General features: G+C 59.0%; 11 protein-coding genes. 8 read left to right on the top strand and 3 right to left on the bottom strand.

Annotation, left to right across the window (positions count from 1 at the left end):
* Nucleotides 1–20 precede the first annotated feature (20 nt).
* Nucleotides 21–578 (bottom strand): PAS domain-containing protein, encoded by a 558-nt coding sequence (locus WCY31_RS04235; RefSeq protein ID WP_428837497.1) that lies wholly within the window; start codon nt 576–578, stop codon nt 21–23.
* A 133-nt stretch (nt 579–711) separates the two neighbouring features.
* Between WCY31_RS04235 and WCY31_RS04240 the strand changes: the two genes are divergently transcribed.
* Complete coding sequence (locus WCY31_RS04240; protein WP_345973288.1) at nt 712–1,143, top strand: hypothetical protein; 432 nt, start codon at nt 712–714, stop codon at nt 1,141–1,143.
* 27 nt (nt 1,144–1,170) lie between these two features.
* Here the strand turns inward: WCY31_RS04240 and cysS are convergent, their stop codons facing one another.
* Both cysS and murJ read right to left on the bottom strand, forming a co-directional pair.
* Nucleotides 1,171–2,571 (bottom strand): cysteine--tRNA ligase, encoded by a 1,401-nt coding sequence (gene cysS / locus WCY31_RS04245; RefSeq protein WP_345973290.1) that lies wholly within the window; start codon nt 2,569–2,571, stop codon nt 1,171–1,173.
* Complete coding sequence (murJ, locus tag WCY31_RS04250) at nt 2,558–3,964, bottom strand: murein biosynthesis integral membrane protein MurJ (RefSeq protein WP_345973291.1); 1,407 nt, start codon at nt 3,962–3,964, stop codon at nt 2,558–2,560. Before murJ ends, cysS begins: the two co-directional genes overlap by 14 nt.
* Before the next feature lie 211 nt (nt 3,965–4,175).
* Between murJ and WCY31_RS04255 the strand changes: the two genes are divergently transcribed.
* From WCY31_RS04255 to WCY31_RS04285, 7 genes are all read left to right on the top strand, one after another.
* Entirely contained in the window at nt 4,176–6,041 is a 1,866-nt protein-coding gene (locus tag WCY31_RS04255; RefSeq protein WP_345973293.1) for a hypothetical protein, read from the top strand.
* Between the two features lie 130 nt (nt 6,042–6,171).
* Entirely contained in the window at nt 6,172–6,735 is a 564-nt protein-coding gene (gene ruvA, locus WCY31_RS04260) for a Holliday junction branch migration protein RuvA (RefSeq protein ID WP_345971027.1), read from the top strand.
* Between the two features lie 8 nt (nt 6,736–6,743).
* A complete protein-coding gene (locus WCY31_RS04265; RefSeq protein WP_345971028.1) occupies nt 6,744–7,781 on the top strand; it encodes a D-alanine--D-alanine ligase in 1,038 nt (345 codons plus the stop codon).
* The gene (locus tag WCY31_RS04270; protein WP_345973295.1) at nt 7,781–8,515 is read left to right on the top strand and encodes an alpha/beta hydrolase; all 735 of its coding nucleotides are present in this window, start codon (nt 7,781–7,783) and stop codon (nt 8,513–8,515) included. Before WCY31_RS04265 ends, WCY31_RS04270 begins: the two co-directional genes overlap by 1 nt.
* Nucleotides 8,512–9,954, top strand: a complete 1,443-nt coding sequence (locus WCY31_RS04275; RefSeq protein WP_345973297.1) for a UDP-N-acetylmuramoyl-tripeptide--D-alanyl-D-alanine ligase — start codon at nt 8,512–8,514, stop codon at nt 9,952–9,954. The genes WCY31_RS04270 and WCY31_RS04275 overlap by 4 nt, the downstream gene beginning before the upstream one ends.
* Nucleotides 9,955–10,039: 85 nt before the next feature.
* Nucleotides 10,040–12,271 (top strand): TIGR03545 family protein, encoded by a 2,232-nt coding sequence (locus WCY31_RS04280; protein ID WP_345973299.1) that lies wholly within the window; start codon nt 10,040–10,042, stop codon nt 12,269–12,271.
* 47 nt (nt 12,272–12,318) lie between these two features.
* Nucleotides 12,319–12,831, top strand: a complete 513-nt coding sequence (locus WCY31_RS04285) for a TlpA disulfide reductase family protein (protein ID WP_345971032.1) — start codon at nt 12,319–12,321, stop codon at nt 12,829–12,831.
* Nucleotides 12,832–12,839: the final 8 nt, after the last annotated feature.

Raw genomic sequence — 12,839 nt, forward strand, 5'->3', positions numbered from 1 at the left:
GGTCTGTGCGGGTGTTTCGGTTATCCGAAAAGTTTTTTCATGGTCGCAAAAAAGATTTTGAAGAGGCCTTTGTTCCCGACCAGGTCGTTAATGAATTCGTCGTAGCTTTTCCCTTTCTCTTCGAGGAAACCGCGCAGGTATTTTTCCGAGCCTTCCACACCGCTCTCGTTCTCGATCTCGACCAGTTTTTTGTAGATCGGCTCAATGGTTTTGATGACGTTGTCGGGTGCCGCTTTACGGTAGGCGGTGTAATTGACGATCTCATTGGTGATCTTGTCCGTTTTCGGCTCAAAATCCGTGATGACCCAGTAGTGGCGTCCGTCTTTGGCACGGTTTTTAACAACGGCCAAAATGTTATGCTTGTTTTTGATACGCTCCCACATCATTTTGAAGATGACTTTCGGCATATCCGGATGACGAATCATATTGTGCGGATGGCCGATGAGCTCGCTCTCTTTGTAACCGGAGATTTCGACGAAGTAGTCGTTCCCGTACTCGATGATCCCTTTGGGATCCGTCTTGCTCACAATATATTTTTTCGGGTCGAGATCAATACGATCTTTAACAGAACCTGACATCAAATAACCTTTTTGATAATTTGTACCGTTATTTACGGTTACTGAACTAGTTTAACAATCGTTAAATAAATTCAACGTTAAGCTACTATAATTGTTTCTAATCTGAGACACTAGGTAAAAGTGAGATGTTAATATGAAAAAAAATGATGCATTGCAGATCGTTGCCCAGGCGAAAAAACTCCAAAACGGCGAAATGCAAAAAGTGATGTTAATGGTCAAGAAGATCCCGCTGGACGGGGATGCGGTAGCGACGAGCTACCTGGAGTGCGGGGTCGACAAAACCCTGCGCGAGGACGAAGAGGGGCTCAAAAAGCTGCTGGGGGCGTCGCTGGTCGAAGAGATCGAAACATTGCATAAACAGTGGCACGATGAGTACTATAAGATCTATGAGCTCTACCAGAAAGAGAAGGGGCTGGTCTCAAAGCTTTTCGGCGGCCAGCCGAAGCTCAGCGAACTGGACCAGGAGAAGGCGAACAGTTACAGCAGCGATCTTAAAGAGCTGACGCGGAAGATCATCCACAAACTGGAAGCGGCGGAAGGGCGGCTTAAGCTGCTGCGCGGCTGAGGACGGCGGCATCCGCGGGGAGAGGGGTTACTCCGCCTTTTCCCAGAAGGTTCCCTGGGGGGTGTCCATCAGCTGGATTCCCAGGGCGCTGATCTCGTCGCGGATCGCGTCGGAACGCTCGAAGTCCTTCGCCTGTTTTGCCGCATTGCGCGCCGCGATCAGATTCTCGATTTTCGATTTCGTCTCTTCGTCGATCCCGTGCTGGAAATATTCATAGGGGTTCATCGTCCCGAAACCGAGGAGCGCCTCGACGTAGGCGAGGTCGGCGAGGATACGGCGTTTGAGCCCCTTGTCCTTGGGGTTGGCGTCGAGCCCCTCGTTGGCCGCGGCCACCATCTCATCGAGCAGTGCCAGGGCCTTGGAGATATTGAGATCGTCCCCCAGCGCTTCGAGCAGCGCAGCCTGGAAGGGCGTTTTTTCCTCGACGACTTTCATGCCGAAAAGACGCTTTTTCAGCCGGTAGAGGCGGTCGAGCCGCTTTTTCGAAGCGAGCAGATCCTCTTCGTTGAAGTTGAAGTCGCTGCGGTAGTGGGTGCCGAGGAGGAAGAAGCGCAGCACTTCACCCGGGTAGGCCTGCAGCGCATCTTTGATAAAGAAGCTGTTGCCGAGGCTCTTGCTCATCTTCTCCCCGTCGATCGTCACAAAGCCGTTGTGCATCCAGTAACGTGCCAGTTCATGCCCGGTGGCGCAGCGGGTCTGTGCCGCCTCGTTCTCGTGATGGGGGAAGAGCAGGTCGGCCCCGCCGCCGTGGATGTCGATGGCATACTCCAGGTGGGTACTGAGGTGTTTCTCGATCATTGCCGAACACTCCGTGTGCCACCCCGGGCGCCCCTTGCCGAAGGGCGAATCAAAGGCGACGGAGTCGTCCTGCACCCCTTTCCACAACGCAAAGTCCGCGGCATGGCGCTTCTCGCCGAAGCTTTCGACACGCTGCTGGGTATCGGCCTCGTCCTGGCGGCGGTTGGAGATGCTGAGATACCCGCTGTCGCTTCCCGTATCGAAATAGACGTCGCCGTTGCTCGTCCGGTAGGCGTGGCCGGTGTCAAGCAGTTTCCCGATAAGTTCGAACATCGCCTCGAGGGATTCGGTCGCTTTGGGTTCCAGGGTGGGGCGCTGCACCCCCAGCGCGCTCATATCGCGGTGGTAGGCCTCGGTATAGGTGTCGGTCAGGTCCGTGATGGAGATGCCGGCCTCGCGGGACTTGTTGATGATCTTGTCGTCGATGTCGGTGATGTTGCGGGCATAGGTGACACTGTAGCCTTCGGCCTCAAGCACGCGGCGCAGCAGGTCGAAGACGAGGGCGCTCTTGGCGTGGCCCAGGTGGGCGTCGTCGTAGACGGTCGGGCCGCAGACATAAAGCGACACCTTGCCCGGGATCAGCGGTTCGAAGAGGCGTTTGGTCTTGGTGACACTGTCAAATATATGCATGCAGCAGCTCCTTGAATGCGAGGACGGCCGCGGTGAAGAGTGTCACGGAAAGCACCCACCACAGCCCTTTTTTTGGGCGAATTATAGCAGATACGTGCGCCCGTCCCACGGCCCGCAGCGTGGCGGCGAGGGCGACGCTGCCGCCGAGCGACGACGCCAGTGCCAGTCCGGCGCCGCCGAGGGGGGCGATCAAGGCCAGGGAGAGCACGACGTTCGTCCCCAGGCTCCAGGTCGCGATTCTCGCCGCTTCGCCCTGCCGGCGCTGGGCATAGAGCCAGAGGGAAAAGAGCTTGCCCAGACCGAAGGGGATGAGGCCGATGAGGTACATCTGCAGGATCAGGGCCGTCGCGGCGGTATCGCCGGCGGTGAACGCCCCTCGTTCGAAGAGCAGCTGTGTGATCTCGGGGGCCAGTACGATGCCGCCGACGGCCGCGAAACCGAGCAGGTAAAGCAGGAACCAGAACGCCCGCGCAAGCATCGCGTGGGCCTGGGCCTCGTTGTCGTGCTTGAGGTGGCGGGAGATCTTGGGAAAGAGGGCGATCGTGGTGGCGATGGCAAAGAGCGCCAGCGGCAGCTGGAAGACGCGGTTGGCGTAGTAGAGGTAGCTGATAACCCCGGCACTGAGAAAACTGGCCAGCCAGGTATCGAGGAAGGCGGCGACCTGCGCGGTGGAGTTCCCCCATACGGCGGGGAAGAACTCCCGGGTGAAACGGCGCGTCTCCTCCCTGATCCGCGCGGCTTTGCGGCCGTAGTAGCGGACGCCCCCGGTTAGGAGCCGGTGGAGGCCCAGGCCGCGGATGGCGAGCAGGTGGACGAAGAGCTGGGCGAAGCCGCCCAGGACGACTCCGTAGCTGAGGTAGAGCACGACGGTCTCACTGCTGCCGTCGCGGGCCAGCAGCAGGGCGATGATCAGGGCGATATTGAGCAGGCCGGTCGCAAAGGCCGTCGTCGCAAAGTGGTTTTTGTACTGCAAAAAAGTGCTCAGGAAGGTGACGGCAAAGATCAGCGGCAGGTAGAAGAAGTTGATGGCGACGTAGGGGGCGGCCATCTGCACCGTCTGCGCGTCGAAGCCCAGGGCGATCACCTTGGCCGCAAGGGCGGGAAAGAGGTTGACCGCGAGGGTCATCAGCAGAATGATCCCCAGGAAGACGAGAAAGATGTGGACCGAAAAGACGGCTTTGTGTTTCGAACGGGTGAAGGCGGGGAGGAAAGACTGCGTGAAGGCCCCCTCCGCAAAGACGCGCCGGAAGAGGTTGGGGAGTTTGAAGGCGATAAAGAAGATGTCGCTGTAGATGTTCGCCCCCAGCACCGACGCGGTCAGCAGGTCGCGGGCAAATCCGAGGATGCGCGAAAAGAGGATGCCGAAGCTGTTGGTGAATATGGCTTTAAACATCGGCTTTCCCGTTGCCGGTCGTAGCATTTCTCGTTGCGTTGGTCATCGGTAAAACTCCCTTATTAAGGAGGGATTCTAGCACAGGGGAACTCAAATTCATCACCATGTAAACGGGTTGGGAGCATCACTATCTTATCACATTAAACAAATTAACACAGAAGTAACACTTTTTTCTTACGATGCACTTCTATTTTCATATTAGGAGATGTTTGTGAATGTTATTTTAAGAAAGGCTCTACTGCTGCTGGGGATTCTGATCACCCTGGCGCAGGCGGAAGAGACCTATTTTACGTCCTATCACTTTATGGGTTCGGGCAACTGTATGCGCTGCCATAACGGCATGACGGACAGTTACGGAAATGATATGTCGATCGAGACGGCATGGTCCTCCACGATGATGGCCAATTCCTCCAAGGACCCGATGTGGCGGGCGAAAGTCCGCAGCGAGATTAACCGCAACCCGCACCTGGAAGGGGTGATCAACGACAAGTGTACGCGCTGCCACGCCCCGATGGCGAATGTCGAGGCGCATACGTCCGGTGATGCCGTCGAAATTTTCGGCAGCGGCTTTCTTAACCCCGACAACGCGCACCATGACGAGGCTCTGAACGGAGTGAGCTGCACGCTCTGCCACCAGATCAAGGATAGCGGCACCCTCGGAACGCTCTCAGGCATGTCCGGCGGATACGAGGTAGACGACAGCCGCAGCATCTACGGGCAGTACGGTGACGTCTTTGCCGGTCCGATGATGAACAATCTCAACTATACGATCCGTCAGAGCGATCACATCAGCGCTTCGAAGATGTGCGCAAGCTGCCACAATCTGAAAACCCCCTATGTCGACGAGAACGGCAATGTGCTGAGCACGACCCCTGAGAGCGGGTTCCCCGAGCAGATGCCCTACAGCGAATGGGAACACAGCGGCTATGCCCAGAGCAAAAGCTGCCAGGATTGCCACATGAAGCGGGTCGACGGGGTGCGTATCTCGATGCGCCCGAACTGGGCGAATACACCGCGCGACGGCTTTGCACAGCACATGTTCGTCGGCGGCAACGTGCTGCTCCTGGACATCCTGAAAAACAACAAAAGTGCCTTGGAGGTGACGGCGAACAACTTCGACAACACGATCGCCAAGGCGGGGGAAATGCTTCAAAGCGCCGCATCCATCGAGGTCGCCCAGTCGTCACTGCAGCAAGGAACGCTGGAGGTCGCACTCAAGATCACCAGCACGACGGGGCACAAGCTCCCGACCAGCTTCCCCTCCCGCCGGGCGTTTGTGCACTTCAAAGTGACCGATGCCGCCGGCAGCGTCGTCTTCGAATCGGGACGTGTCAACGCCGACGGCAGCATTGAGGGCGCGGACGCCGACGGCGACGCCGCGGCTTACGAGCCGCATTACGACGTCATCACCTCGGCCGACCAGGTACAGATTTACGAGACGATCATGGCGAATAATCTCGGTGACGTGACCTATACACTGCTGCGCGGCATGGCGTACAAAAAAGACAACCGCATCCTGCCTGCGGGCTTTGACAAGGCGACGGCGTCTGATGATATCCGCGTACACGGCGGTGCAGAAAGCGACAGCAATTTCATCGGCGGGAGCGACACGCTTTCCTACCGCGTCAGCGGGCTGCCGGAGGGCAGCTACCATGTAGAGGCGGAGCTGCTTTACCAGCCGGTCTCCTACGCCTTTGCCCAGGATATGTTCAGCGACAGCTCCGCAGAAGCGTCGGCATTCCGGTCGATGTATGATGCATCGGCGATGAAAACGGCGCAGATCGCGGCGGCAGCGTTTGCGGTAGAGGGAAGCGGCGGCGCGCCGCTTCCGGCCTGCAGCGACGGTGCCGACAATGACGGCGACGGCCTGGCGGACCTGGCCGACCCGGGATGTGCCGACAGCGCGGACGATGACGAGACCGACACGGTCACACCGGCGACACCCGAACCGCTCCCGGAGTGCAGCGACGGCATCGACAACGACGGTGACGGCAAAACCGATCTTCAGGACCCCAGCTGTTCGGACGCTTCGGATAACGACGAGACCTATCCGCTCAGACGCCGCGGCGGAAAATAAACGCACCGGGGGTGTTCGCATCATCGCACGTTCTGTGCGGCCGTTCGCCCCTTCTCCGTCCCTCTACCTTTTACACAACTTTAACCCCCTTTGCATTACAATAACAACCAAATTGGCTGCAGGAGCGGGGATGATCGTCGGGATTGAAGGCGCGGTAGAACACAAAGAACCAACACTGGTGCATCTGAACGTGTCAGGGCTGATCTACGAGGTTTTTATTTCGCTTCAGACCTACGGCGCCATCCGCGAACCGCGGGTCAAACTCCACACCTCCCACATTATCCGCGAAGACGCCCAGCTGCTGTTCGGTTTTTTTGAGAAGAGCGAAAAAGTGCTTTTCGAACGGCTCATCAAGATCAACGGCGTCGGCCCCAAGGTCGCGCAGGCGATCTGTTCGACCTTCACGCCTGCGCAGTTCGGGCAGGTGATCGCGGCCAGCGACATCGCCCAGCTCAAGCGCGTGCCCGGTATCGGCCCCAAGAGTGCAGGGCGGATCCTCGTCGAGCTGGCCGGCTTCGACATCGAACTGACCGCCGGACACGCGGCCGTCCCGGCTGCCTCCGGCGAAGCGGCACAGGCCCTGGAATCCCTGGGCTTCAAGAAAGAGGAAGTGGCCAAGGCCCTGGCCAAATGCGAAAGCACCGAGACCTCCGCCCTCGTCAAAGAGGCGCTCAAACTACTTCAGAAACTGTAAGGATCACCTTGAAATTAGCGATTGTATTCGGCGGCGCGAGTTACGAGCACGAGATCAGCATCGTCAGCGCCATCACCGTGATGGAAAAACTTTCCGGCTATGAGCTGACGTTCGTGTTTTGCGACCAGGACCACACTTTCTACCTGATCGACCGCGGCAACATGAAGGCGAAGTATTTTGCTTCCGGCGACTATAAAAAGGCCCCCGTGCTGACCCTGACCAAAGGGGCGTTCGTCCAGAAGCGCCGCCTGGGTTCCACCGAGCATGCGATGCCGGTGCTGAACCTGATTCACGGCGCGGACGGCGAGGACGGGACGGTCGCGTCGCTGCTGTCGTTCTTCGATATTCCCTTCATCGGTCCGCGCACGGATGCGTCGGTACTGAGCTTCGACAAGCGCATGACCAAGTGGTTCGCCGCGGGCCGCGGCGTCAAAACGGTGGCATACGAAGAGCTGCACGCCGCGGCGGAGCATAAGGTGTCGACGTCCATGCCCTGCATCGTCAAGCCTTCACGCCTGGGCAGCTCCATCGGGGTCAGCGTCGTCAAAAGCGCCGCGGAGCTCGATTATGCCCTCGACGTTGCCTTCGAGTTCGATGACAGCGTTATCGTCGAACCCTTCATCGCCGGGGTCAAAGAGTACAACCTGGCCGGCTACCGAGGGGCGGAGGGGATCGTCTACTCCATCATCGAAGAGCCGCAGAAAAACGAGTTCCTTGATTTCGACAAGAAGTACCTGGACTTCGCCCGCAGCGGGGAAGTCGGCAGCGCCGCGATCGATGACGTACTGGCGGTGAAGCTCAAAATGGCATTCGCCTCCATCTACGAAGGGCTGTTCGAAGGGGCCTTGATCCGCTGCGACTTCTTCGTCATCGACGGCGAGGTCTATCTCAACGAGATCAACCCCATCCCGGGGTCGATGGCGAACTATCTTTTCGCGGATTTCCCCGCAGCCGTCGCTGACCTGCTCTCGAACCTGCCGCGTGCGCGCCGCCCGCAGGTTGACTACAAATATATCCACTCCATCAATGCAGCCAAAGGAAAATAGTGGCCATCAAGACCCTTCAATACGCCCAGCAGACTTTCTCGGTCAGTTATGAGATCGTCAATCCCGGGGCGAAGCACACCATCGTTTTCCTGCACGGCTGGGGATCGAACAAGGAGCTGATGAAGCAGGCGTTCGGCCGGACACTCGACACTTTCCGGCACGTCTACATCGACCTGCCGGGCTTCGGCAACTCGACGGCGCCGATTTCACTGGACAGCGAAGGCTACGCCGACATCATGGAACTTTTCCTGGCGCAGATCAATGCCAACGACAAGGAGATTATCGTCGGACACTCCTTCGGCGGCAAGGTGGCGACCCTGCTGCGCCCCCGGCTGCTGGTGCTGCTCTCCTCCGCGGGGATCGTCTGGCCCAAGCCGCTGAAAGTACGGGCGAAGATCGCCGCGTTCAAGCTGCTCAAGAACCTGGGGCTGGCCCAGCTGCGCGCACGTTTCGTCGCCGAGGACGCCAAGTCGCTGAACCGGGTGATGTACGAGACCTTCAAGCGCGTCGTCAATGAAGACTTTTCGGGCACCTTCCGCCATTTCGGCGGGCGGGCGCTGCTGTGCTGGGGACGCGACGATACGGCGACGCCGATGAAGAGCGCGGAGAAGATCGACACCCTCATTGAAAACAGCCGTCTGGTCGCGATGGAGGGAGACCACTACTTCTTCCTGAAACAGCCCGAAGCGGTGGCGGCGGAGATCGCCGCCGAATTCACCCGGAGCGTGAAGTGAACCCGGCGCTGGCGCAGACCGTGGCGTTCGCGACCAACGTTGCGCTGGTCCTGACGCTCGGGTGGTATCTCATCCTTAACCTGCAGTGGTACAGCTACAAGCTCGAGCGCGTCGTGCTCAACCACCACAAACGCAGCTGGCACCTTCTCTACTTCGTCGTGCCGTTCCTAGCCTATTTCATCCTCGGCGAATTTTTCCCGCTCTTTTTCCTGCTCTATTTCGGCGCTTTCGTCTGGTGGTACGTGCGCCTGGACAAGAAACTGGTGCTGACCTGGCGGGTCAAGCGTTTCCTCATCCTGCTCAGTGCGCTGGCGCTGTTCGGCGATTTCCTCTGTCTTATCAAGAGCTGCGGCACCCTGCCGCTTTTCCTCCCGCTGCTGCTGGCGTGGCTGCTCTCCACGGGCATCGAGAAATTCCTCTTCCTCGCCTACAAAAAAGAGGCGAAGCGCAAACTGGCCCGCCTGGAGGGGCTGACCGTCGTTGCCGTGACGGGGAGCTACGGCAAAACGAGCATGAAGAACTTCATCGCCCAGCTGCTCGGAACGCAGTTCGAGGTCTACATGACGCCGCGCAGTGTCAATACCCTGGGCGGCATCATCAAAGATATCAACGAAGCGCTTCCCGAAACGGCCCGGGTTTACGTCTGTGAGGCGGGGGCGCGCCGTCCCGGCGACATTCTGGAGATCGCCCAGCTCGTGGCGCCGCACTACGCCGTCGTCGGCAAGGTCGGGCCGCAGCACCTGGAGTATTTCGGCGATCTGGAGACGATCGTGCGCACCAAGCTGGAGCTGATCCAGTCACCCCGCCTGAAACAGGCCTTCGTACACTTTGAAGCAACGGATGAGCCCCATGAAAAGGTGCGCTTCTTCGGCAGGGAGATCGAAAACATCGCCGCCGACCTGGAGGGGACGTCGTTCGACCTCGCCCTTGATGAGGCACCCCTGCAGCTGCATGCTCCGGTCCTCGGCGGCTTCAACGCCGTGAACATCGAGGCGGCCGTGTTGATCGCGCGGGCGATGGGGATGACAGACGACGCCATCATGAAAGGGGTCGATGCCCTCCAGCCCGTCGAACACCGTCTGCAACGCATCGACGCCGGCGGCAAGGTCATTCTCGATGACGGCTATAACGGCAATATCGACGGGATGAAGGAGGGGATCCGCCTCTGTTCCATGCACCCGGGACGCAAAGTGATTGTCACCCCGGGGCTGGTGGAGAGCACGGAAGCCCTCAACCGCGAACTGATTGAGGCGATCAACGGGGTGTTCGACCTTGTCATCGTCACCGGAAAACTCAATGCCGCGCAGTTCAAAGCACAGCTGAACGTTTCGGACGTCCTCTACCTCGAAGAGAAGAGCACCCTGACCTCCGTGCTGGCCGAGAAAACGCGCCCAGGCGACATCATCTATTTCGCCAACGACGCCCCGAACTTTATCTAGGGGCGTCCGTAAGCGTAACCGACGGCAAATTATTTTGTAATATAATACGGGCACTACCACAAGTCCCGTAGCCAAAGGAGCCCCCATGCAATTTCTTCTCAAGCTTTTCAAAGCTCTGAACTCCGCCCAGAGCCCCTGGCAGGTGACGCTGGCAATCACCCTCGGGATGATCGCCGGGCTGACGCCCATCAGCGGCCTGCAGAATGCCGTGATCCTTCTGCTCGCCTTCTTGCTCAACATTCACCTGGGGCTCTTCTTCGTTTCGGCGGCACTGTTTGCGGGAATGGGTTACCTCTTTGACCCCTGGTTCGAACAGCTTGGTTACACCATCCTCAGCAGCGAAGGGCTTCAGGGGCTCTGGACGGGCTTTTATAACAACGGTTTCGTCCGCCTGACGCACTTTAACAATACCCTTGTCATGGGGGCGACGGTCGTCTCACTGCTGCTGGCCGTACCGCTGTATCTGCTGCTGGGATGGCTGATCGGACGTTACCGCACGGTGCTGGCGTCTTTCCTGGAACGGCGCCCCGTTCTGGGGACCTTCGGTTTCCTCAAAGCAACGACGCACCTGGACCCGACGGTGCGCTGGTGGGGTGCGGGTCTCTACGTTGCCGGGGGCGGGATCGTCACTGCCGTCGCACTGCTGGTCATCGACCCGCTGCTGAAATGGACGGTGGAAACGGGCGGCAGCCTCGCGCTTCAGCGCGATGTCCGCGTCGGCGCGGTCGATACCGACTTCAGCAAGGGGGCCGTCACGCTCCACCGCCTGGAAGTCGCGGGGAAACAAGAGGGCGTGGACGCCGTTTCGGCGGAGCTGATCAGTTTTGACGCCGACCTCTCGGCACTGCTGATGGACAGGGTACATATCGAGAAGATGATTGTCAGCGGCGTTGGCTTCGACACCCCGGCGACACTGAAAAAATCGCCTGCAACGGCCGAGGAGGCAGCGGCAGCGAAAACGGAAGGGGAGGGATTCGCACTCCCGACATTCGAATTTCCCGATCCCAAGACCCTCATCGCCAAAGCGGACCTGCAGTCAGTCAAGGTCTATAACGATGCGCAAAAAGAGATCGGCGAGATCAAGGCACGCTGGGAGAAGACCTCCAAAGAGGAGCTCAGCGGCGACAGCCTTACCGAGCTCCAGGGGGACCTGGAGAACCTCAAGACGATGAGCAAGTCAAAAGATCCGCAGTCGATGCTCAAGCTGGCCCAGGAGGTCAAGGCGTTCAAGGCGAAGATCGATGCGCGCAAGAAAGCGCTTGAGAAGATCAAAGCAGACTTCGACAGCGACCGCAAGCGCATCGCTGTGTTGATGCAGCAGGTCAAAGAGGCCCCGATGGCGGATTACAACCGCCTCAAATCAACCTATACCCTCGACGGCAACGGGGCCCTGAACGTCATCGGCGGGCTCTTCGGCGAGAAGATCAAGGGGTACCTGGCCATGGCGCGCAAATACTACGCGATGGTCTCTCCCTACCTCGGCAGCGCCGGGAATGAGAATCCGCCGGAGGAAGCGGTGCCGCCGCGGGGCGAGGGGCGCTGGATGCGCTACCCGCAGACGGTCCCCAGCCCGGATCTGCTGATCGCACTGACACAGATCGACGGCCTCTTCAAGACCCAGGCGTTCTCGGGCACCGTCCGTGACATCTCCGACAACCAGAAGGCATTGGGGCGGCCGCTGAGCTTCAAGGCGGCCAGCGACGGCCCGACGGTCAAAGGGCTCGTGCTTGAGGGCGAAGACAACCGCCTGGGCGATACCGTTCTCGACAGTGTGAACTTCAAAGCGCTGCGGATACCCTTGAATGCACTTGACATGAAACCGGTGCTGCTGGACAAGAGCAACCTTGCCATGACGGGGACGCTCAGTCTCAGCGACGCCACGGCGCTCGCCGGGGAGGGAAGTTTCGCGTTCAGCGACGCGGCCATCACGGCCGAAGGGCTCAGCGGCAAAACGGGTGAGATCGTCTCGGGTATCCTGAGCGGGATCTCCGCGTTCAAGCTGGACACGACCTTGGGCGGAACACTGACGGCGCCGACCATCGGCGTCAAATCCGACCTGGACCGCCAGATCTCCCGGGGGCTCGGCAAAGCGATGGGCAAGGAGCTTGAAAAGTATCAGGGTGAGCTCAAATCGCTGCTGGGCGGGGACACCGCGGCACAGCTTGCCGACCTGAAATCGTCCCAGGCGGGGATCGCCGACGTCGACAAACTCGCCGGCGATCAGAATACGATGCTCGGCAAACTGGCCGAGGAGGCGACAAAACTTGCCGGAGGCGGCGCGGTCGGCGACAAGCTCAAAGGCGTGCTTCCCTTCTAGGAACAGCGCCTGCGATCAGACAAATTCATAGGAAAAATGGGAGTAAGATGAAAAGAATAATCATGATGATGGCGGCACTGCTGCTGACGATGAGCTCGGCGGGTGCGGTGGAGATGTTTACGCTCAAGGCGGCCGGCGAGAAGACGATCGCTGCGACGGAGATGCCTAACGGCATGCGCTTTAGAGGGTATGACGGCAAACCGGTACTGGTGAACTTTTTCGGCAAACAGTGCCGCTACTGCAAGAAGGAGATCCCGCACCTGGAGGAGCTCAAAAAACGCTACGGGGGGCGCATCGGCATCATCGGTATCCATATGCAGGGACGCATGATGCCGCAGGAACGCGCGCAGATCGCCGGGAAAGCGGGCTTCAACTACCCTGTTTTCGAATATGAAGACAACATGGCGATCGTCCAGCACATCGGTTCGCGCGCCCGTTTCAACGGGAGCATCCCCTTTAATATCGTCTTCAACGGCAAGGGCGAGGTTTCCGAGATCATCCCGGGGTACCTGAGCGACAAAGACCTGGAAATGATCTTCAGCGAACTGCTCAAGAAGTGACGCTCAAG

The sequence above is a fragment of the Sulfurimonas sp. HSL3-1 genome (genome assembly GCF_039645995.1).
GTDB lineage: Bacteria > Campylobacterota > Campylobacteria > Campylobacterales > Sulfurimonadaceae > Thiomicrolovo > Thiomicrolovo diazotrophicus.

Excerpts from the sequence above, each read along its gene's own strand:
- ruvA (WP_345971027.1), top strand. The coding sequence starts at position 6,172 with ATGATCGTCGGGATTGAAGGCGCGGTAGAACACAAAGAACCAACACTG.
- WCY31_RS04280 (WP_345973299.1), top strand. The coding sequence starts at position 10,040 with ATGCAATTTCTTCTCAAGCTTTTCAAAGCTCTGAACTCCGCCCAGAGC.
- WCY31_RS04240 (WP_345973288.1), top strand. The coding sequence starts at position 712 with ATGAAAAAAAATGATGCATTGCAGATCGTTGCCCAGGCGAAAAAACTC.
- murJ (WP_345973291.1), bottom strand. The coding sequence starts at position 3,964 with ATGTTTAAAGCCATATTCACCAACAGCTTCGGCATCCTCTTTTCGCGC.
- cysS (WP_345973290.1), bottom strand. The coding sequence starts at position 2,571 with ATGCATATATTTGACAGTGTCACCAAGACCAAACGCCTCTTCGAACCG.
- WCY31_RS04235 (WP_428837497.1), bottom strand. The coding sequence starts at position 578 with ATGTCAGGTTCTGTTAAAGATCGTATTGATCTCGACCCGAAAAAATAT.
- WCY31_RS04285 (WP_345971032.1), top strand. The coding sequence starts at position 12,319 with ATGAAAAGAATAATCATGATGATGGCGGCACTGCTGCTGACGATGAGC.